The organism is Stenotrophomonas sp. YJH_SMC_54, assembly GCF_059368435.1.
This window is the reverse complement of sequence record NZ_JCAFRS010000002.1, coordinates 178,734-199,758: the sequence shown is the minus strand read 5'-3', so window position 1 is coordinate 199,758 and position 21,025 is coordinate 178,734. Positions and strand designations below refer to the sequence as shown.

Sequence of the window (21,025 nt, the reverse complement as noted above, 5' to 3'; positions counted from 1 at the left end):
GCGCTGCAGTGACCGTTGGTCGGCGCGTGGCCGGTACGGCGTTTCATCCACAACCGATGTGGACCAGCGCTCGACAAAGCTGTGGACAACCGCGTCCAGGCCTCACCGGGCAAGCGTTGTGAGTATGTGGTGAAAAAACCATCAGCTTGCCGCGGGGCTGCGCAGGCGGGATGATCCGGGTATGGATTTCTCTCCGCTGACGCTGGCTCCTGCGCAGTGGCAGGCGCTGCAGGACAGCTACGCAACGCCGCCCCGCGCCTACCACCACTTCGGACACGTACGCGCGGTGCTGCAGCACTGCCAGGACGTGGCTGACGGCCCGGGCTGGCAGAGGCCCGCCGAGGTGTACCTGGCCGTGCTCTACCACGACGCGATCTATGTGGCGGGCCGCAAGGACAACGAAGCGCGTTCGGCGGCGCTGGCCCTGCAGGCAATCGCACGGGCCCCGGAACTGGCCGGCGTCGACGCCGCGCGGGTCGAGCAGTTGATCCTGCTGACAGCCCGCCATGGCGATCTGGGCCCGGACGACGTTGATGCCGAGGCCGCGCTGTTCCTGGACTGCGACATGGCGATCCTGGCCGCGCCCGAGCCGGTGTTCGCTGCCTACGATCGTGGCGTGGCCGAAGAGTACAAAGGGGTCGTGCCGGGCTTCCTGTACCGCGCCGGGCGTCGCCGTTTCCTGCAGGGGCTGCTGCGGGCGCCGCGCATCTTCCTCAGTGACTTCTTCCACCAGCGTCTGGATGCGGCGGCTCGGGAAAACCTGCGTCGACAGCTGGCCCGCTGAGCTGGACCGGTACACTTGGGCCTGCTCTCACCGATTGTCGCTTCCCACTGTGTCCGTCCTTGATCCCGACCCCCGCCCGCTGCCCCCCGAAGAGCCCGGTCCCAACGAGTGCTGTGGCAGCGGCTGTCCGCTGTGCGTGCTGGATCTGTATGCCGATGAGCTGCAGCGCTATCGCAAGGCGCTGGCCGAGTGGAAGACGCGGCATCCGGAGGCAACGCCATGAGCCGTGCGCGTCCGGCGGCGGTGCTGGCACTGGTGGCGCTGCTGCTGTTCGTGACCACCGCGCTGTGGACCCAGGTCGCGCGCAGTGATCTGGACTGGGTGCGGGCAACCTTGAGCCTGTACCTGCACGGGCCGTGGGGCCTGGCATTGCGCGCTGCCTACTGCCTGCTGGCGCTGGCCATTGCGGCGCTTGGCATTGCGCTGTATCGCGGCAGCATCGGGCCGCGCCGCAGTGCGGCGGCGCCGCTGTTGTTCACTGTCTCTGCGCTGGGGCTGGCGACGGTCGCCATCGGTGACAGCTGGCTGCCTGAAGCGACCCCGCTGCTTGCACCGTTCATCCATGGACTGGCAGCCAACACCGCGTTCCTGTGTGCCAGCGTCGGCATGCTGCTGCAGGCCTGGTACCTGCGCCGCGAACCGGGTTGGCAGTCCGCCGCGGGCCTGCTCTGGGGCTGGGCATGGCTGGCCTTCGTGCTGCTGTGGCTGCATGTGCTGTGGCGTGGTGGACCACCGCGTGGGCTGGGACAGAAAGTGGTGATCGCGGTGATCGTTGGCTGGCTGCTGTATCTGGCGATGGCCCTGTACCGGCGCAGCCGTCGGGCCGTAGCCCACTGAATCCCCAACGGCCTGCGCCGGTACGTGCCGTGCACGCGGCGGCGGCGTATCGTGTGCGCATTCCATCGGGGATGCGACATGAAGCGTGCAGGGCTGGGCAGGGCAATGGGTGTGGTTCTGGCGTTGGCAGCACTGCCGGCAATGGCGGCGGCCAACGTGCAGCAGTTCAGCCACGGGCGGTTCGAGCAGATTCCGGTGCACATGCCGGCTGGCACGCCGCAGCGTGTGGTGATCTGGTTCCATGAACCCACCGCCGGTGGTGATACCAGCCGCCTTCCGATCGAGGCCCTGCGTGCCGATGGCGCGATGGTCGCTGCCGTGGACATCGCGCATCTGCGCAGCGTGCTCAAGCGCGAGGGGAATCCGACCTGTTCGTTCGGTTCCGGCGACGTCGAGAACTTCTCGCGCTGGTTGCAGGCCTCCCTGCACCTGCCTGGCTACCACCTGCCGCTGGTCGGTGGTGATGGTGAAGGCGCCGAGATGGCCTACACGCTGGCCGCACAGGCCGACACCCAAGTGTTCGCCGGCCTGCTGACCACTGGCTTCTGCCCGGATCGCAGCCACGAGCGCATGGTCTGCGGCGATGGCGTGAAGCACAACAAGCTGCAGCCTGCCGAGTTGAATTCCCCGTGGCTGAGCGCCGCCGGCGACCATGGCTGCAAGGTTGGCGAGGCCAGCCGCTTCGTGCAGCAGGTGGCGATGGCACGCGAGTTCAAGCGCACCGCGCGCGGTGATGCTTCACCCGGCCTGGTGGCGGCGGCGCGGGTGATCGGCGCGCAGGCCGGCGTCAGCCTGGCACCGCCACCAGCCGCGCTGAAGGGCCTGCCGATAGTGGAAGTACCCGCTGCCGGTAATGGCGACACGCTGGCCGTGTTCGTTTCCGGCGATGGCGGCTGGGCCGGCCTGGACAAGGACGTGGCATCGTCGCTCAACGAGCATGGCGTGGCCGTGGTCGGCATCGACTCACTGCGCTACTTCTGGAGCGAACGCACGCCGAAGGGATTTGCCACTGACCTGCAGAAGATCATCGATCACTACCGCCAGCAGTGGCATCGCGACAAGGTGATGCTGATCGGTTTCTCGCAGGGTGCCGACGTGCTGCCGGCCACCATCAACCAGCTCGATGCCGATACCCGCGCAGCGCTGGATCGTATCGTGCTGTTGTCGGTAGGCAGGAAGGCCGACTTTGAATTCCACGTCAGCAACTGGCTGGGTGGTGGCGGCGATGGTCTGCCGATCGCGCCGGAAGTGGCGAAGCTGCCGGCGGCGAAGACCCTCTGCGTGTATGGCGACAAGGATGACGACGCGCTGTGCCCCGGCCTGCCGGCCAACGACGGCGTGCAGAAGGTGAAGCTGCCGGGCGACCATCACTTCAATGGTGATTACGACCGATTGGCCGAAGTGATCCTCAAGGGCGGGGCGTAGCGCCGGGCCACGCCCGAACGCTGTCGCCGCCGTGTCGACCAAGGTCGACACCTACCGGGTGGTTTGCAGCGCCGGGCCATGCCCGGCGGCTCAGGGCTTCAGTTACGCCGCGGGTCCAGAGAGATCAGGCGCGTGGCATCCAGCAACGCGGCCGGCAGATGCATGCCGCCGGGTGCTGCCAGATAGCGCGGTCGCCACTGCGGGTCGAACTTCGACTTGAAGCGGCGCAGGCCACTGAAGCCATAGAAGCGTTCGCCATGCCGCGCGAGCAGGCCGGCCAGTCGGTTCCAGCGACCAGCAAGGCGATGCTGGGCCAGCCCGGACAGCGGCGCCATGCCCAGCGAGAAGCGCGCATAGCCTTGAGCGCGGCCCCACAGGAACAGCTCGATGAACAGGAAGTCCATCGTGCCCTTCGGTGCCTCGTTGACGTGGCGCATGAGGTCCACCGACAGCTCGGCACCGGCCGGTGCCTGCCACAGGTTGGCGAATGCCACGATCTGGCCCTCGGCTTCGACCAGTGCCACCGGGAAGCGCGCCAGGTAATCCGGATCGTAGCTGCCCAGTGAGAAACCCTTCTCGTCGCCGGCCTTGTCTTCCAGCCACGCGTTGGAGATCGCGTGCAGGCGGGGAAGCAGGCTGGGAATCTCTTCCACCGGTGCCACGCGGAACGAAAGGCCCCCGCGCTTGCCACGGTTCCAGGCCTGGCGCAGATCGGCGCGTTCGCGGCCTTCCAGGCCGAAGTCGTGCAATGGCACGATCGCTTCCTCGCCCAGCTTGACCAGGCCCAGGCCCAGGTCGAGATAGGTCTGCCAGTAGGTCTCGCCCACCTGGTAGAACACCGGGCGCAGGCCGAGCCGGTCAGCTTCCTCGCGGAAGCGCCATATCAGCGCGCGCGCCACATCAGGCGGGCCGACCGGATCGCCCATCGCGATCAGCGAACCGCCGTAGCGCTGCATCATCACGAAGCCCTGTTTCGCATCATCGCGCAGCACCGCCTTGTCGGCGGTCAGTACCAGGCAGGCCTGGGTATCGGTGGCACCGGCCAGTACCGGCGCCAATGATTGCAGCGTGGCCTCGTCGGCGGCTGGCAGCGGGCTGCGCGTACTGTGCAGCAGCCGCGCCAGGCCGAACATCACAAGCGCGATCGCCACCACCAGCAGCGCACGCAGCGCACGCGGTGCGTTGCCGGATATCGCAAACTGCCACCACAGCTCGTTCTGGTACTCGACATGGCTGTAGGTGAAGAACAACAGCCAGGTGACCGCCACCAGTACCAGGCCGAGGTTGCGCAGCCATGGCCACGACCATGCTTCATCGAGCAGCGCGCCCTGGCGGTAGAACTCGCGGCGTGCGGCCCACAGCGCCATCGCCACCAGCAGGGCGGAGACCGCGATCAACGGTTGGCCACCGCGCAGCCACAGTGGCAACGGGGTGATCACGCACACGGCCATCGCCAGCATCCATGCGGCATGGCTGCGCCGGGCCAGGCCCTGGCCGATCAGCAGCAGGGCGACGCCGCTGAGGCTGCCGATCAGATGGGACGTTTCCAGGATCGGCAGTGATGCGTTGACCAGGTGACGGCGCGGCGTGGGCAACGTGCCGTCGATGACCAGCGCAGCACCGATGCTGAACACCGCCAGCGCGATGATCTGCGGCAACCATGGGCGCAGCGCGTTCCAGCCGGCACGGGTTGCCCCGGCACTGGCCTGCAGCGGCTGGCGCAGCGCGGGTGCAAGCGCGAGCAGGGTGGCCAGCAGCAGGGGCAGCACGTAGTAGGTGACGCGGTAGATCAACGCCGCCGCCAGCACCGCAGCCGGTGCCACCTGTGGCAGCAGCTTCAGCAGGCTCCATTCGAACACGCCGAGGCCGGCGGGCACGGTCGAAACCAGGCCGGCCAGCACCGCGACCAGGTACAGGCCGACGAAGCCGGGCAGGCCGGTCGGCGTCGAGTCCGGAAGCAGCACATAGAACGCGGCACTGGCCAGCACCAGCTCGATCACGCTGAGCACGGTCACCCCGATCATCGTGCGCCGGTCGGGCAGCCACAGCGCATGGCCGAACACGCTGAACTGGCGTCCATCGCGGCCGACCAGCAGCAGGGTGGCCGCATAGGCCAGCAGCGCGACGATGCCGACCACGCGGACCGCATCCGGGTCCAGCGGCAGGGCAAGCGCCGCTGCCGCCGGTTCCATGCACAGCGCCACGCTGATCAGCAGCCACGCACCGAACACGAAGCCGAGCGTGCTCATCAGCACGACCTGGCCGATCTGCGCCAGGTCGAGGCCGGCGGTACGGTAGCCGCGCAGGCGCACCGCACCGCCGGTGAGCGCGGCAAAGCCCACGGTCTGGCCGAGCGTGTGTGCCAGGAACGCGGTGATGCCGATGCGCGCCGGATGCACGCGGATGCCGCTGCGGCGCAGGCCGATGGCATCAAAGCCGATCAGGCAGGCATAGCTGGCCAGGCCCAGCACGACAGTAAGCGCGATCTGCGTGCCACTGAGCTGGTGGAAGGCATGGCGGATGGCGCGGTAGCCGTTCTCATCGAACTCGTTGGCCAGGCCGTGCAGCGCCAACGCAAGGATCAGCAGCGGGATGACGATGGTGAGGACCCGCTTCCATGCCGGGGTGGAGGGAGCGGTGGCGGGGTCGGTGGTTTCGGTCATCGGCGCAAGGGTGCGTCAGGGAGGGCGAGGGCGGTGTCAATGCAGCCGTGGCGCATCGTGCGCCTGTCGCTGGCATTTGACCAGCGTCGCTGTCGGAAGCCGGTAGTGACCGTGTGTGGATGGCTGCCCTGCACCCATCGTTGACCGGTTTGGAGGACAATGCAGGCCTGATCACCCGCAGGAGCCACGCCCATGATGGAGCGTTACGACGTCGGACCGCGCATGTCCGAAATGACCGTGTACAACAAGGTCGCCTACCTTTCCGGCCAGATTCCGGAAGACACCAGCCAGGACATCACCGGGCAGACCCGGCAGGTGCTGGCCGAGATCGACAAGCTGCTGGCGCTGGTGGCCAGTGATCGCCAGCACGTGCTGCGCGCCGAAGTGTTCCTGGCCGACATGGCCGACTTTGACGGCATGAACAAGGCATGGGATGAGTGGGTGGTGGAAGGTGCGACCCCGGCGCGCGCCACGGTCGAGGCCAAGCTGGCCCACGCCGACTGGAAGGTCGAGATCGTGGTGACGGCGGCAGTGCCGTAACGGCAAGGTCACCTCCCAGCAGTGGAGGGGGGGTAGAGTCGACTGTTAGTCGACTGTCGCGCGCAGCGCGGGGTTTTGCGCCGCCGGAACGAAGAGCAGTCGACTAACAGCCGACTCTACCCCGCCGCTCCACCGCCGGTTGGTCTGGTGGCTATGCCGGCACCAGCTCGATGCAGTCGACCGGGCACGGCGGGATGCACAGCTCACAGCCGGTGCACAGATCGGCGATCACCGTGTGCATGTACTTGGCGCCGCCGATGATGGCGTCCACCGGGCAGGCCTGGATGCACTTGGTGCAGCCGATGCAGTCGGCTTCCACGATCAACGCCACCTGCGGCGCCTTGTGCTCGCCGCGCGAACGATCAAAAGGAATCGCCGGTACGCGCAGAACCTGGGCCAGCGCGCGTGCACCGGCATCGCCACCGGGTGGGCAGCGGTCGACGCCTGCCTCGCCGCGCGCCATCGCCTGCGCGTACGGTCGGCAACCGTCGTAGCCGCATTGCCCGCATTGGGTCTGCGGCAGCAGGCGGTCGAGGCGTTCGGTCAGGGGCGGGATCAGGCTCATGCGTGGCGAAGGCTGCGCGTCGGGTTACTTCAGGGGTTTGCCGCGGAACCAGCGCTCGTGGGCCAGCGCCAGCATCGGCTTGTCTTCGGAACTGTCACCGTAGGCATGGATGCGCACGTAACGCGACAGATCGAACTGGCGACGGATGTGCTCGACCTTGCGCGGGCCACAGTCGCCACCGGCGTAACGGCCGGTCAGGCGTCCGTCCTGACATTCCAGCCGGTTGCAGATCAACTGCAGGCCCAGCTGCTCGCACCACGGCCGCAGATACAGGTCCAGCGAGCCGGACACGATCACCACGGTGTGCTGCTGTTCCTTGTGCCAGCGGATCTGCTCCAGCATTTCCGGGCGCACCACATCGGGCAGGAACTCACGCGAGAAGCCGGCGGCCAGGGTGGTGATGTCGTCACTGTGGCGGTCGCTGAAGGTCAGGCGGGTGACGCGCGCGCGGATGCGTTCGGCCGAGATCAGCTTCAGCTTGTACGCGAGCAGCCACGGGCCGACCTTCCACCACGCCTGCGCCAGCTGTTCGGCGGTGGCCACGCGGCGCAGGAAACGGCCATAGGTATCGCAGGTGGTCACGGTGTGGTCGAAGTCGAACAGCGCCAGTTCCATTCCGTTGCCTCCCATCGCGTTGCCTCCGGTGGCCGGTGCTGCCGGCGGGCGCGGCCGAGGCCACGCCCGCTGCGGGCATCAGCGGACCGGCATGCCCGGCTGCGCGCCGCTGTCGGCGTCCAGCAACGCCAGCGCACCGCCGTCGAAACCGGCCGACAGGATCATGCCTTCGCTCAGGCCGAAGCGCATCTTGCGCGGGGCCAGGTTGGCGATGAACACCACGCTGCGGCCGACCAGCTTCTCCGGCTCGCCGTAGCTGGCGCGGATACCGGAGAAGATCTGGCGCTTGCCCAGTTCACCTGCATCCAGTTCGAAGCGCAGCAGCTTGTCCGACCCTTCCACGAACTCACAGACCAGCACCTTGCCGATGCGCAGGTCGAGCTTGGCGAAATCGTCGATGCCGATGTAGGCCGGAGCATCGGCGCTCTTTGCGTCGTCCTTGGCCGGTGCCGGTGCAGCCGGCTTGGCCGCTTCGGTCCTGGCGGCGGGGGCGGCAGCGGCGGCCGCGGCCGGCTGCAGGGTGTCCTTGGAGGCGTCGATCATGGCGTCAATCTTCTTCGGGTCGATACGGGTGAACAGCGGGGTGTAGTCGGTGATGCGGTGGCCCAGCAGCGGCTGTGCCAGTTCGGTCCAGTCGTTCACCGGCGCGGCCAGGAAGGCTTCGGCCTGCGCGGCGGTGGCCGGCAGCACCGGCTTCAGGGCGGTGACCAGTACGCGGAACAGGTTCAGGCCCTGGCTGCACACGGCCTGCAGCTGCGCGTCGGCGCCTTCCTGCTTGGCGATGACCCACGGCTTGACGTCGTCGATGTAGCGGTTGGCTTCGTCGGCCAGGGCCATGGTCAGGCGGATCGCCGCGGCCGGGTCGTTGCGCTCGTAGGCTTCACGGATCGGCGCCAGGCCGTCGACGAAGCGCTGGTACTGCGCCGCATCGGGCAGCTGCGCGGCCAGCTGGCCGTCGAAACGCTTGCTGATGAAGCCGGCGCAGCGGCTGGCCAGGTTGACGAACTTGCCGACCAGGTCGGCGTTGACGCGGGCGATGAAGTCACCCAGGTTCAGGTCGAGATCGTCGACGCCACCGCCGGACTTGGCGGCGTAGTAGTAGCGCAGTGCTTCCGGTTCCAGGCCGGCATCGAGGAAGGTACGCGCCATCACGAAGGTGCCGCGCGACTTGCTCATCTTGGCGCCGTCCACGGTCAGGTAGCCGTTGACGTGCAGGCGGGTCGGCGCGCGGTGACCAGTGCCGTGCAGCACCGCCGGCCAGAACAGGCCGTGGAAGTTGACGATGTCCTTGCCGATGAAGTGGTGCAGCTCGGTGCTGGTACCGGCGCGCAGGTGCGCTTCGAAGTCCTCGCCGATCCTGCCGCACAGGGTCTGGAAGCTGGACAGGTAGCCGATCGGCGCGTCCAGCCAGACATAGAAGTACTTGCCCGGCTGGCCGGGAATCTGGAAGCCGAAGTACGGCGCATCGCGCGAGATGTCCCACGCGCGCAGGCCACCTTCGGCATTGAGCCACTCACCCAGCTTGGCCTTCACGCCCGGCAGGGCGACGTCGCCGGCCAGCCATTCGCGCAGGAACGCGTCGAAGTGGCCCACCTCGAAGAAGAAGTGCTCCGAATCGCGCATTTCCGGCGTGGCACCGGAGATGACCGAATGCGGTTCCTTCAAGTCGGTCGGCGCATAGGTAGCGCCGCACACTTCGCAGTTGTCGCCGTATTGGTCGGGGCTGCCGCAGTTCGGGCAGATGCCCTTGACGTAGCGGTCGGGCAGGAACATGCCCTTGGCCGGGTCGTAGAACTGCGCCACCGAACGGCGGCTGATGTGGCCGGCCGCTTCCAGCTTCAGGTAGAACTGCTCGGTCAGCGCCTTGTTGGCTGCCGAATTGGTCGAGTCGTAGTGGTCGAAGGCCACGCCGAAGGCGGCGAAGTCACGTTCGTGGCTGGCCTGAATGTTGGCGATGAAGGTTTCCGGGGTGACCCCGGCCTTTTCCGCGGCCAGCATGATCGGCGTGCCATGGGTATCGTCGGCGCAGACAAACCAGGCCTTGCCGCCACTCATTCGCCGCGCACGCACCCAGATGTCGGCCTGGATGTAGCCGACCAGGTGGCCCAGGTGCAGCGGGCCGTTGGCGTAGGGCAGGGCGGTGGTGACGAGCGCGGTACGGGTCATGGTCGCGGGGTGAAGCCGAGGGGAACCGCAGAGTATCGCATGCCCGCAACGAGGTGACCCGGCCGAGGCCGGGTCACGGGGATGAAGCGGGGGCCGGGGCGCTTATTCGCGCTGCCAGGTCTGCGCGCGGCAGATGAAGGCGATGCAGCCGGACACGTCCAGCCGGGTGCCGCCGGGCTGCAGTTCCATCTTCGACTTGTAGGTCTTGCCGTTGGCCGGGTCGAGGATGGTGCCACCGGACCACTTGTTGGCGCCGTCGGCCTTCAGGTTCCAGAGGATGGTCATGCCCTTCACCGGCTTGTTCCTGTTGGCGCCTTCACAGCCGTCACAGACCGGGTTGGGGCCCTTGTCCGAGTGCAGGATGTCGACCACCTTGCCGGTCAGGGTGCCGTTGGCGGCCTGGGTGATCTCGACGATCGACTTCACCTTGCCGGTCTTGTCGTCGATGGTCTTCCAGCGGCCGGCGGCGCCATCGGCGGCCTGCGCCGAGAGCGCGGCCAGGCACAGCGGCAGTGCCAGCAGCAGGGTCTTGAAGGTCTTGCGCATGGTCCCCTCCCAGGGTTCATTCCGGCACGATGCCGGTACGGGTCGACTGTATACCCATTCGGCGGGGTATGGGGAAGGGGGGCTTTGCAGGGCTGCGCCCTGCACCCGCGGTAGTGCCGGCCGCTGGCCGGCAACCTCAAAAGCAAAGGCGGCTATCCGTGGGATGGCGGGGTGGGTCCGGTTGCGGGGGCCGCTGCAAGTCCCCCTCCGGGGCCCGGCCCAGCCGCTGGCGGCTGTGCGTTCGGGCGCTTGCGAAGCAGTGCTTCGCAAGCAAAGCGCCCTCACCCATGTAAGCTCGGTCGCCGCTTGCTCGTGGGCGCAGTCCTGCGCACACGGCAAGACCGGGGTTGGGTGTCCTGCCCAACCCGCCCGAGGCATGCCTCGGGCCCATGCGGCTCACGCCCCCGCAACCGGACCCACCCCGCCTTCGACAGTTTCCGGAGATCTGTCGGTATCGGGTTGTGGGTAGGTGTCGACCTTGGTCGACACAGTAGATCCATGCCATGCATGGATGAATCACGATTGAAAAACGCTCAACCGACTTCGTACAGCTCCAGCGGCAGGTCGTCGGGGTCGGCGAAGAAGGTGAAACGGCGGCCGGTGTATTCGTCCACGCGGATCGGTTCGCAGGCGACACCATGCGCGGCCAGGCGCTGGATGAAGGGTTCCAGTGCAGCCACCCGGAACGCGAGGTGGCGCAGACCCTGGGCCTCTGGGCGGCTGGGACGGGGCGGCGGCGAGGGGAAGGAGAACAGTTCCAGCTGGCCGCCGTCGGGCAGGGCCAGGTCCAGCTTCCAGGAATCGCGTGCGGCGCGGTGGTTCTCCGCCAGCACGCGCAGGCCGAGGATGCGCACGTAGAAGTCCTTCGAGCGTGCGTAGTCGCTGCAGATCAGTGCGGCGTGGTGGATGCCCAGCAGGGCGTCAGAACCGGGGGTCATTGCAGGGTGTCCAGCCAGCGCTGGGCGATCTTCTGCGCCAGCGGATAGGGTTCGGGGTCGTTGCGGTTGGTCAGCACGATCACGGTCAGGTGCTTCTCCGGGTGGCGCACGATCACGTTGCGGAAGCCGATGCTCTCGCCGCTGTGCCATTGCACCGGACCATTCAGCCGCCAGCCGAAGCCGTAATGCGGCACGTCCGGTTCCGATGTGGTCGTCGCCGGGCTGAACATCGCGCGGCGCGAGGCCTTCGACAGCAGGCGGTCGTCGTACAGCGCCGCATCCCAGCGGGCCAGGTCGTCCAGCGAGGAGTAGATCCCGCCGTCTCCCAGTACGGCGCTGGTAGTGCTCTGGTCGGTGCGCTGCCAGCGGCCATCGATCCGGCTGTAGCCATAGGCGCGTGCGGCGACCGTGTCCACGCCGTCCTGGTGGGCCACGGTATGCGTCATGCCCAGTGGGCGGAAGATGCGTTGTTGCAGGAAGGCGGCGAAATCCTGGCCGGATGCGCGGCCCACGATCAGTGCCAGCAGTGCATAGCCGCTGTTGCTGTAGCGGTACTGCGTGCCCGGCGCGAAGTTCAGCCGGTCCTGGCGCGACAGCAGGGCCAGCACATCGGCATCGTGTACCTGCCGCGTGTCTGCCGGGTCCATCAGGTCTTCGTAGTCGAGCAGGCCGCTGGTATGCGAGAGCAGGTGGCGGAGGGTGATGCCCGCTGCAGCCGGTGGCAGCTCGGGCAGCCACTGCCGGGCCGGCTGGTCCAGCCCGAGCCGGCCGTCTTCCACCAGCAGCAGCACCGTCGCAGCGGTGAACTGCTTGCTGACCGAGGCCAGCCGGAAGTTGCTGGCGGCTGTGACCGGGGTGCCGTCTTCGACCACCGCAAGGCCGTAGCCACGGCGGAACACCGGCTGCCCGTCATGCAGCACCAGCACTGCGGCGCCGGGCACCTGGCCATCGTAGGCCTGCATCAGGCCGTCGATACCGGCATCCGGTGGGGTCAGCACCGGTGCGGCGGCGCCCGTCAGAGGCAGCAGGCCCAGCACGGCGGCGAACAGGGCGACGGCAGGGCGCATGGTGGCTCCGGAAGCGTCAGGGCGAAGGTGTGGGCGTAGCGCTGGCCGGCTGTGCCATCCAGCGCTCCATCTTGCGGTCCAGCACGTCCAGAGGCATCGAGCCGTCTTTCAGCAGTTCTGCATGGAAGCGGCGCAGATCGAAGGCTGCGCCCTGGCGTGCCTTGGCCTTGTCGCGCAGGGCAACGATGGTGGTCAGGCCGGCGACGTTCGACAGTGCCTGGCCGGGCTGGGCCATGATCCGCTCGACTTCGGCGTTGGCGTCATCGCTGCTCATGTCCACCGTCTTCTGCAGGTAGGCCACGGCCTGCTGCTTGCTCCAGCCCTGTGCATTGACGCCGGTGTCGGCGACGACGCGCGCGGCGCGCAGCAGGCGTGAGTACAGGTAGCCGATACGGTCGTAGGGATCGGTGTAGACGCCGAGGTCTTCACCCAGCGTTTCGGCGTACAGGCCCCAGCCTTCGACGAACGCAAGATCGCCACCGAGGCGACGGAAGCGCGGCAGCTTGGCCAGCTCCTGCTGCAGGCCCAGTTGCACGTGATGGCCGGGAATCGCTTCATGCAGGTACTGCACCGGCACGCTCCAGCGCTTGCGGCTGGGCAGGTCGCGGGTGTTGATGTACAGCACGCCGGGCTGCCCGGGCGGCGACGGCTGGTAGGCGGCAGCGGCGGCGGTCAGCGCCCGTTCCGGTTCCACCGCGCGTACTTCCAGCGCGGACTTCGGCAGCGTATCGAGCACCTGCGGCAGGCGCGCGTTGACCTGCTGCTGCACCTGGCGGTAGCGGCTGATCAGTGCATTGGCATCGCTGTACTGGAACTGGCGATCGTTGCGCATGCTGCGCAGCAGCTTTGCCGGCGTGCCACGCAGCTTGGCGTCCTTCATCACCGTGGCGATCTGTGCCTGCAGTTCCTGCACGCGTTGCTCGCCCAGCGCGTGCAGCTGCGTGGCGGTCTGGTCGCTGGCGGTGGTCTGCACGATCAGGTTGGCGTACCAGGCCTGGCCGTCGGGCAGCGCGCCCATGCCGCTGCTGGCGCGCGTGGCCGGCAGGTACTCGGTGGCGATGAAGCCGCGCAGGGCGCGGTAGGCGGGCATGATGCGCAGTTCGATCATGCGCTTGTACTCGGCACTGATGCGCGCCTTGTCTTCGGCCGCAATCGTGTTCGGCATGGTGCGGATCGGCGACCAGAAGATGCTCTCTTCAGCGGTCGGCTTGATCACCGCATCCAGCTGCGGCAGCACCTTCTCCATCAGGTCACGCGGCTGCACCACGCCGGCCTTCATGCCCTGGCGCATGTTGTCGATGGCCTGGTCGAACAGTTCGGGAATGCCGAGCGAGCGGCGCGACCAGGTGTCATAGTCCTGCACGGTGTTGAACGGCTGCGCGCCCGCGCCGGAGCCGAGGATCGCCATGATGCTGCCGATGTTGTAGTACTGGCTGATCGGCATCATCCAGCTCGGGTAGCGCTCGGCAGCCAGCGAGGCGCGCGCGTCACGTACGAAGATCTCGTAACTGAGCAGGTCCTGGCCCTGCAGACCATCGCTGCCGAGTTTTTCGACCTTGCCCAGCCACTGCGTGGTGAAGTCGTGCGACTGCTGGCGCCAGGCGGCGGACAGGATGTTGGGCAGCTGGTCGTTGTAGCGCGGTTCGCCCTGGAACGTGGCCTGCAGCGGGTTCAACCGCATCGAGGCATCCCAGTACTCGTCGTACAGCCGTTCCAGCTGCACCTGCTTGGGCACGGCACGGGCCGGTGCGACCGGACGCGGCGCAGCGCGGCGCGCCGAACTGCCACGGGCCGGTGCGGTGGCCCGGGCGGGCCTGGCCTTGGGCTTGGCGGCCTGGCGGGTCTGCGCAGCGGCAGGGCGGCTGGCCTTCTTCTTCGCTGCTTCGGCCGACGGCACGGCACTGAACAGGAACAACGCGGCAATGGCAGCGGCCAGGACGCGGGGGGAATACGGCATCAAGAAGCTTCCGTGGAACACAGATCGTGGAGCTTGCACGATCCGCGCGCGTACGGCCAGCGTGAAGACGCAGTCAGCTTGGTGGCGCTGGGGCTTCAGTCAGCCGCAGCAGCGGCGCGCAGTGCCGCCGCGCGATCGGCGCCCAGATAGCGGGTGATGGCACGCCGCATCAGGTACAGCAACGGAATCAGGGCAATCGCAAAGCCCATCTTGTACACGTAGTTGACGCTGGCGACCGCAAGGAACAGCGAGGTCGGCCAGTGCTGCGGGCCCAGCACGAAGGCGATCCAGATCACCACGAAGCTGTCCACCACCTGCGAGATCGCGGTCGATCCGGTCGCACGCAGCCACACGTGGCGTTCGCCGGTGGCCTGGCGGATGCGATGGAACACCGCCACGTCGATCAGCTGGCCGAGCAGGAAGGCCACCAGCGAACCGGCGATGGTCCACATGCCCTGGCCGAACACGGCTGCGAACGCGGCCTGGTAGTCGGGCACACCGTGGCCATCCATCGACGTGACCCACCAGCTGGCCGGCGCCAGCGAAATGGCCGCGAAGGCGAACAGGAAGCCGTAGCCGATCAGCACCACCGCCAGCCACGAGATGAAGCGCACGCCGCGCTTGCCGAAAAACTCGTTGATGGTGTCGGTCATGATGAACACCACCGGCCACAGCAGGGTACCGGCGGTGAAGCTGAGCGAGCCGGTCTGGCCGAACAGGTTCCAGTTCAGCGGGGCGATGCCCAGGGTGTCTTCCAGCGCGAAGATCTTCACCCCGATCAGCTCGGCCAGCACCGCATTGCCGCAGAAGAACGCGGCCAGCACGATGAACAGCAGGACCGCGCGGTCCTGCAGCGGGCGCTCGATCGGCGCCGGGGTCATTCGGTGCGTTCGCCGGTGCGTTCGCCGGCGCGGGTGAACGGCACGCTGGACGGTGCGACGGCGCCGCCGGAAATGATGAAGCTCATGGCCTGGTCGACGGTCCAGTCAGTCGGGGTCAGCAGTTCCACCGGCACGATTTCCAGGTAGCCCGAGGTCGGGTTCGGCGTGGTCGGTACATACACCGCGGCCAGCTCACGGTCGGTGCCGTGTTCCTTGATCACGCGGGTGACCAGTCCGACCGATTTCATGTCGCGGTGCGGGAAGTCGATCAGCACCACGCGCTGGGTGCTGCCCGGTTCGGTCTGCAGCATGTCCAGCAGCTTCTTTGCGCTGTCGTAGATGATGCTGGCCAGCGGAATGCGCTTGATGACCGCGCCCACCCAGCGCAGCAGGCGCTGGCCGAGCACGCGGCGGCTGGCCACGCCCACCGCCAGGATCACCAGCAGGGTGGCCAGCAGGGCGATGGTGTCCTGGATCCATTCGGCGCGGACCCAGCCGAGGTAGTGCGGGAAGCTTGTCGCGATCTGCTCGGACAGCGGCACCACCAGCGGGCTGGAAATGCCCGACAGCAACACGAACACGAACTTGACCACGACCCAGGTCAGCCAGATCGGCAGCAGGGTCAGCAGGCCGGTCAGGAACAGGCGCTGCAGGGAGGGGCGGGGGACCAGGGCGGGGGCTTCGAGCGACATGTGCGCATTGTAGCGGTCACTGCCGGTCGATTACGCTGGTGGATCGACTGCGGCAACGAGCCATGGAAGGGAAGCTGTGTTGAAGATTCTGCGCGGACTGGGCTGGACCCTGGCGGGCCTGCTGCTGTTGACCATCGTGGTGTGGTGCGCCTCACGCATGTGGCCGGTGCCGGAATCGCAGTTGCAGGCGCAGCAACGGCTGGAAGCGCGGCTGCCGGCGAGCGGGCGCAACGGTTATGCCCTGTTGTGGACGCTGCCGTTCGACGATCTGGATGCCCGCCAGCGCGAGCAGGCGTTGGCCGAGGACGTGCGCCGTTGGGAGGCCGACCTGCGGGGCAGCAGCGGCGGCCAGACACACCTGGTGGCCAACCATGCCGAGCTGCGCTCGCGGCCCGGTGCCAGTTGCGGGCCGGCCGCCCGCGGCTGCCTCGCCCAGGTCCGCGCGGACCCGCAACGCTTCGTGGAGGCCCATGCCGGGCACCAGCAGTTGCACGCGCGGCTGGATCAGCTCGCCGAAGCAGACTACTTCGTATCGCCGTTCCAGCCGAAGGGCGAGGGCATCCTGGTGCCGATGCCGACCTACGGGCTGGTGGTCGATGCCACCAGCGCACGCGCGCTGGCGTTCGTACAGGGTGACATCGACGGTGCCCTGCGCGGCAGCTGCCGGGGAGTGCAGCTGGGCCGGCGGCTGGTGCCCGGTGGCAGCTATCTGGTCGAAAGCATCATCGGCGCCAGCCTGGTACAGGCCAACGCGCAGCTGCTGGCCGACATGCTGGTCGAACTGCCTGCCGATCACCCGCTGCCGGCCGAATGCGAACAGGCCATGCAGCCGATGCGGGCCGACGAGCAGAGCCTGTGCCGTGCGATGCAGGGCGAGTATGCGATGAACCGGGTGGCGATCGAGACCTCGGCGCGGGAATTCGGCGGCGCGCTGGTACTGGACCGCAGCAGCACCCTGGCCCGTGCGGCCGGCAATCTCGGTTGGGCCTGTGGCGCGACGGCGACCGCTGCGCTGGAGGCGGACCGTCCGTTGCCGGTACCGGCGCCGCCGCAGCGTGACTTTGGTTGCCTGTCGAACGTCATGGGTTGCCTGTTGACCGACATTGCGGGTCCGGTCTATCCGGCCTATTCGTCGCGCACCCAGGACGCCGCGGCGATGCTGCGCCTGCTGGGTGCACAGCGCTGGCTGCGGCAGCAGCCGGGGGATCCGGTGGATGCCCTGCAGCGGTTGCCGGCGCAGTTCGCCTCGCCGGTGCGGGTGCCGCGCTTGTCGGCGGATGGCCGCCATCTGCAGGTGCCGCGCCGCTCGCCGTCCCGCAGCAACGACGAAAGCCCGTGGCTGTCGGTGCCGCTGCAGGCGGAGCCAGCTTCGACTGCGTTGGCGCGCGATTGAGGCGCGCTCAGCGCGCGTGCGGCTTCAGGCGCAGGTACACCTGCTTGCGGACCTGTGCGACCACTTCGCCGCTTTCATCGATCACGTCGTTGCTGAACCAGCGCAGCACCTTCTCGCCACTGGCCGCTTCGGCGCGCAGTTCATCCAGCAGCGCGTCGTCGATGCGGAACGACGTCCGCACGATGCCACGGCCCGGCTTGAGGAAGTCGATGGCGCCGGCGCGGTCCCACACGTAGTAGTCGCGGCCGAGGATGTGCAGCAGGCCGAGCATCCAGAACGGATCGGTCATCGCGAACAGGCTGCCGCCGAAGTGGGTGCCGACGTAGTTGCGGTTCCATGGCCGCAGGCGCAGCTCGACATCAATCTGCCGGTAGTCGGGGGTGATGCGGGTGACGTGGATGCCGGTGAACAGGAAGGGCGGCCAGAGGTTGATGCCGAAGCGGAACAGACGGGCGTTCATGCGGATCCGGGGGCGCTGGGCGAGGCGTCCAGTCTAACCATTCGCATGCGTATGTTGCACCCGGTGGCACCGGTCACGCGCCGCCGTCGATCACATACCCGTCGCGTCCATTCGCTTTGGCCTGGTACAGCGCGGTGTCGGCCCCTTCGACGAAATGATGCGGTTGCAGCTCGCCTTCCGGTACCCGGGTAAACACGCCGATGGTGAGCGTCACCCGATCGTCGCTGCCGTCACCGTGTACCGGCAATGCACGTACGCAGTCGATCAGGTCCTGGATCACAAGCCGCGCGCCTTCGGCCGGGGTATCGGGCAATACCAGCGCGAATTCATCGCCACCGTAACGCGCGGCCATGTCGCGCGGACGCCGCGCATGCGCGCCGATCAACCGGGCGACGTCCCGCAGCACGCGGTCGCCGACCTGGTGGCCATGGCGGTCGTTGTGGCGCTTGAAGTGGTCGACATCGATCAGCGCCAGGCTCAGTGGCTTGCCGTTGCGTCGTGCGGCGTCGCATTCCTGCTGCAACGCCTGTTCGAAGCGCAGGCGATTGCCAAGGCCGGTCAGTGCGTCGCGGTTGGCCTGCCGGTGCCAGGCCGAAATCCGCCAGGTCGCCCAGGCCAGCAGGACCAGCAGGACGCCCAGCAGGGCGGTGGCTGGCGCCCACCAGAGGTTGCTGGTGCGCAACAGCAACCAGCTCAGCAGAGGAGCAAGCGGCAGCGAACACAGCGCCGCCAGCCACGGCAGGCGCAGGCCGAGCAGGATCACGCACAGCGCCACCAGCACCGCGCTGATGGTGTGCTGCCAGAAGCGGGGCAGCACCTCGATCTGCTTGTGCTGCAGCAGCATCGAGGCGATGTTGGCCTGGTACTCGCTGCCGCTCATCCAGAACTCGCGGGTGGTCGGGGTCAGCAGGCGCGGCGCGATGCCGCTGGCGGTCATGCCTACGATGATGCGGCGGCCATGCAGCATCGCCATGTCCACGTGGCCATCGAGTACGTCTGCGTAGGAAACCTGCGGCAACTGCTCGGGAGGTCCGGCATAGCGCACCCGCACGTAGTCGTTGCGCCGCCATTGATAGGGCGAGCCCACCTCGGGATCAGGGTCGGGCAGCCCGCGCACCGCGCCCGCGGGCAGGCCGGTCAGGGCCAGCCCGAGCGCCGGCCAATGCGCCTTGCCGATGCCCGCATGCAGGTAGATGCCGCGGGCGACGCCGTCGCTGTCCACCTCGACGTCGGTGTGGCCGATGGCGGCGGCACTGGCCGCGATCTGTGGAACCGGCAGCATTTCCTCGGCCATGCGATCACCGGCTGCCGGTGCGGCCAGCACCGGCAGCACCACCCGGCCATTGCGACGGATGGCCGCGGCCAGCGCCTCGTCCTGGCGGCTGTCGCGGCGGTCCGGCTCGGACAGCATCAGATCCAGCGCGACCCGTTCGGCACCGGCATCGGTCAGGCGATCCAGCAACCGGGCGTGGACCGAGCGTGGCCACGGCCATTGGCCGATGCGTTGCAGGCTGCCTTCGTCGATGGCCACGATCAGCACGCTCGGGTCGGGTCGATAGTCCCAGTTGCCGACCATCGCGTCGTAGGTGGCCTCGTCCTGCCGCCACAGCCATTGGCCCTGGCTGGCGACGAGGGTCAGTATCCCGGCCAGCATGGCCAGCAGGATCCGCTTCGACCACGGCAGCGGTGAGCGCCTCACAACAGCAGCCACAGCAGCAGGGCACCGCCGCCGGTGCCATAGCAGAGGCGACACGGCAGGGCGATCTGCTGGGCAGGCGAGAACTCGCCGGCATGGCCGTCATCGTCGATGTACTGCACGCGCACATGCAGGGTGCCGCGCCACGGACGCTTGAAGCTGACCTGCGGTTCGGCCACGGTTTCGTCGACCAGGGGGGCCTTGAAGTCGCCGCGGCGGTCGACCTGCACGCGATAGCGCTGGCCTTCGCTGCCGGCCTGCCAACGCAGGGTCAGTTCACCGTGCGCGGCCTCGGGCGGTTGCAGCGCAGGATCCACCGGCTCGTTGCTCAGCTGCAGTGGCAGGGCCTGGCCATAGCGCCCCTGGTGCCCATCGGCACTGCGGGAGGCGATCCGCCAGAAGTAGTGACCCGGCGGCAATGGCTGCGCCAGGCGCAGGTCGGTGCCGGTGCTGGTCTGTTCCTGCAGTGGCTGTACGAAGCTGGAATCAGCCGCGATCTGCAGCACGCTGCTGCGCGCACCGGGGGCCTGGCTCCAGCGGAAACGCGGGCGGTCGCTGTTGATTGTCTGTCCATGCAGCGGGGCCAGGGTCAGCGGCGGTGGAGGCTGGTCGCTGAGTTCGAAGTCGGCACTGGCGTCGATGCCTTCCACACCCTGCGCATCGACCGCGCGCAGCAGGATGCGCAGCTGGCCCGGCGGCAGATCGCCGATGGCCAGGCGGGTATCGGGGGTGGTGGCAGCGAACAGCAGGATCTCCGGCGTGGCTGCCTCCACCACTTCAACGCGGTAATGCGCGGCGCCGGCGACCGGAGTCCATGCCAGCAGCGTCGGCAACGGGGCCAGGCGCAGTTCATCGTTGCGCAGCTGCGGTGCCGGCAGCAGTGCGGAGACTGCGTCCGGTGCGGCGTCTGCGCTGGCGCTGCGGGTGGCCTGTCCGGGCTGGACCATGCGCTGGCCATGGGTGTTGCCGACCTGCACCTTGCCCTGCAGGACCTCGGTGGCCGCGACATCACGACCGTCGCCGGCACTGACCCGGAAGACGGTGCCGCGCACGCTGCTGGTGGCGGTGGGCGCATCGATGATGTAACGCGATGCCGGGCCGCGCGCGGGCGTCACCCGATTGCTGGCGCGGCCCTGCTGCAGGCGCAGGCGGGTGTCGACCATGCCGGTGTGGCCGTAGCGGCTGAGCTGGTCCAGGCGCAGGCGCGAGTACTCACGCAGCTGCAGGCGCGACGCATCGGCAAATTCCAGCGTGACGCTGGATTCGCCCTCGGTCTGTACGGTGTCTCCGATATGCAGTTGCTCGCCGGCCTGGATGGCGCGGCTGGCGCTGCCGTCTCCACTGGACAGTTCGACCTTGCCGCGGACCGAGAGCACCCGCGCCGGTGCCGGTTCGATGCGCAGCCAGCTGATGGGGAAACGCAGCAGCTGGCCGGGCGGCAGCCGGTAGGGGTTGTCGATTCGGTTGTGCTGCTGGAGCTGCTGCCAGCGCACCGAGGGTTTCAGATACACGCCACCCAGATCCCACAGGGTGTCGCCGGGGCGGACCCGGTAGTTCCAGTCCTGCGCGGCGGCGATGGCCGGCAGCAGAAGCAGGGCACAGAGCAGGGCGCCCTGGAAGCGCATGGCAAACAACAGCGAGCGGACGAAGGTCACAGTTTTGCAATCCCGGCAATGCGGGGGTGCAGCTGCAAGACCCCATGGCCCCGACCTCATCCCCCCGAACGGATCGTGGCGGCCGTACGGCCGCCATCGTGCGCATTATTGCCCGCGTCCAGTGCAGGGATTCTGAACGAACCCG

Annotated in this window: 19 protein-coding genes; 6 read left to right on the top strand and 13 right to left on the bottom strand. The window is 68.0% G+C overall.

Translation table 11 applies throughout. The features are described 5' to 3' along the window. Nucleotides 1-181 precede the first annotated feature (181 nt). From AC5P5S_RS03240 to AC5P5S_RS03225, 4 genes are all read left to right on the top strand, one after another. Nucleotides 182-784, top strand: coding sequence for an HD domain-containing protein (locus tag AC5P5S_RS03240; protein WP_005410561.1), 603 nt, complete (start codon nt 182-184; stop codon nt 782-784). 49 nt (nt 785-833) lie between these two features. Next, the gene (locus AC5P5S_RS03235; RefSeq protein WP_081113745.1) at nt 834-1,007 is read left to right on the top strand and encodes an oxidoreductase-like domain-containing protein; all 174 of its coding nucleotides are present in this window, start codon (nt 834-836) and stop codon (nt 1,005-1,007) included. Beyond that, entirely contained in the window at nt 1,004-1,621 is a 618-nt protein-coding gene (locus AC5P5S_RS03230) for a DUF998 domain-containing protein (RefSeq protein WP_043035448.1), read from the top strand. Before AC5P5S_RS03235 ends, AC5P5S_RS03230 begins: the two co-directional genes overlap by 4 nt. Nucleotides 1,622-1,699: 78 nt before the next feature. Further along, nucleotides 1,700-3,046, top strand: coding sequence for a virulence factor family protein (locus AC5P5S_RS03225; RefSeq protein WP_223846435.1), 1,347 nt, complete (start codon nt 1,700-1,702; stop codon nt 3,044-3,046). A gap of 98 nt (nt 3,047-3,144) precedes the next feature. Here the strand turns inward: AC5P5S_RS03225 and mprF are convergent, their stop codons facing one another. Beyond that, nucleotides 3,145-5,709 carry a bifunctional lysylphosphatidylglycerol flippase/synthetase MprF gene (mprF, locus tag AC5P5S_RS03220; protein ID WP_005414230.1) on the bottom strand — a complete coding sequence of 855 codons (2,565 nt, stop codon included), beginning with the start codon at nt 5,707-5,709 and terminating at the stop codon, nt 3,145-3,147. 192 nt (nt 5,710-5,901) lie between these two features. Between mprF and AC5P5S_RS03215 the strand changes: the two genes are divergently transcribed. Beyond that, nucleotides 5,902-6,249, top strand: coding sequence for a RidA family protein (locus AC5P5S_RS03215; protein WP_005410556.1), 348 nt, complete (start codon nt 5,902-5,904; stop codon nt 6,247-6,249). A gap of 151 nt (nt 6,250-6,400) precedes the next feature. Here AC5P5S_RS03215 and rnfB read toward each other — a convergent pair whose 3' ends face one another. The 9 genes from rnfB to AC5P5S_RS03170 form a co-directional block, all read right to left on the bottom strand. Further along, on the bottom strand, nt 6,401-6,814 hold the full coding sequence (gene rnfB / locus AC5P5S_RS03210; protein ID WP_005410555.1) for an Rnf electron transport complex subunit RnfB: 414 nt from the start codon (nt 6,812-6,814) through the stop codon (nt 6,401-6,403). A gap of 24 nt (nt 6,815-6,838) precedes the next feature. Then, a complete protein-coding gene (locus AC5P5S_RS03205; RefSeq protein ID WP_032965934.1) occupies nt 6,839-7,429 on the bottom strand; it encodes an HAD family hydrolase in 591 nt (196 codons plus the stop codon). 78 nt (nt 7,430-7,507) lie between these two features. After that, a complete protein-coding gene (metG, locus tag AC5P5S_RS03200; protein ID WP_087803631.1) occupies nt 7,508-9,595 on the bottom strand; it encodes a methionine--tRNA ligase in 2,088 nt (695 codons plus the stop codon). A gap of 102 nt (nt 9,596-9,697) precedes the next feature. Beyond that, entirely contained in the window at nt 9,698-10,141 is a 444-nt protein-coding gene (locus AC5P5S_RS03195) for a DUF2147 domain-containing protein (RefSeq protein WP_005410552.1), read from the bottom strand. 533 nt (nt 10,142-10,674) lie between these two features. After that, complete coding sequence (gene gloA2, locus AC5P5S_RS03190) at nt 10,675-11,079, bottom strand: SMU1112c/YaeR family gloxylase I-like metalloprotein (RefSeq protein ID WP_005414138.1); 405 nt, start codon at nt 11,077-11,079, stop codon at nt 10,675-10,677. Continuing rightward, entirely contained in the window at nt 11,076-12,146 is a 1,071-nt protein-coding gene (locus AC5P5S_RS03185; RefSeq protein WP_149501275.1) for a serine hydrolase domain-containing protein, read from the bottom strand. The genes gloA2 and AC5P5S_RS03185 overlap by 4 nt, the downstream gene beginning before the upstream one ends. Nucleotides 12,147-12,162: 16 nt before the next feature. Beyond that, nucleotides 12,163-14,103, bottom strand: a complete 1,941-nt coding sequence (locus AC5P5S_RS03180; RefSeq protein WP_231336612.1) for a DUF885 domain-containing protein — start codon at nt 14,101-14,103, stop codon at nt 12,163-12,165. A 95-nt stretch (nt 14,104-14,198) separates the two neighbouring features. After that, a complete protein-coding gene (locus tag AC5P5S_RS03175; protein WP_005414136.1) occupies nt 14,199-14,984 on the bottom strand; it encodes a queuosine precursor transporter in 786 nt (261 codons plus the stop codon). Continuing rightward, the gene (locus AC5P5S_RS03170) at nt 14,981-15,676 is read right to left on the bottom strand and encodes a DUF502 domain-containing protein (RefSeq protein ID WP_005414135.1); all 696 of its coding nucleotides are present in this window, start codon (nt 15,674-15,676) and stop codon (nt 14,981-14,983) included. The genes AC5P5S_RS03175 and AC5P5S_RS03170 overlap by 4 nt, the downstream gene beginning before the upstream one ends. A gap of 76 nt (nt 15,677-15,752) precedes the next feature. Here AC5P5S_RS03170 and AC5P5S_RS03165 point away from each other — a divergent pair, with 76 nt between their 5' ends. Then, nucleotides 15,753-17,069 carry a hypothetical protein gene (locus AC5P5S_RS03165; protein ID WP_231336611.1) on the top strand — a complete coding sequence of 439 codons (1,317 nt, stop codon included), beginning with the start codon at nt 15,753-15,755 and terminating at the stop codon, nt 17,067-17,069. Between the two features lie 7 nt (nt 17,070-17,076). Here AC5P5S_RS03165 and AC5P5S_RS03160 read toward each other — a convergent pair whose 3' ends face one another. From AC5P5S_RS03160 to AC5P5S_RS03150, 3 genes are all read right to left on the bottom strand, one after another. Next, the gene (locus tag AC5P5S_RS03160) at nt 17,077-17,529 is read right to left on the bottom strand and encodes a DUF4442 domain-containing protein (RefSeq protein WP_010482929.1); all 453 of its coding nucleotides are present in this window, start codon (nt 17,527-17,529) and stop codon (nt 17,077-17,079) included. A gap of 73 nt (nt 17,530-17,602) precedes the next feature. Beyond that, nucleotides 17,603-19,228 (bottom strand): CHASE2 domain-containing protein, encoded by a 1,626-nt coding sequence (locus AC5P5S_RS03155; protein ID WP_111687533.1) that lies wholly within the window; start codon nt 19,226-19,228, stop codon nt 17,603-17,605. Continuing rightward, a complete protein-coding gene (locus AC5P5S_RS03150; RefSeq protein WP_231336610.1) occupies nt 19,225-20,880 on the bottom strand; it encodes a FecR family protein in 1,656 nt (551 codons plus the stop codon). Before AC5P5S_RS03150 ends, AC5P5S_RS03155 begins: the two co-directional genes overlap by 4 nt. Nucleotides 20,881-21,025: the final 145 nt, after the last annotated feature.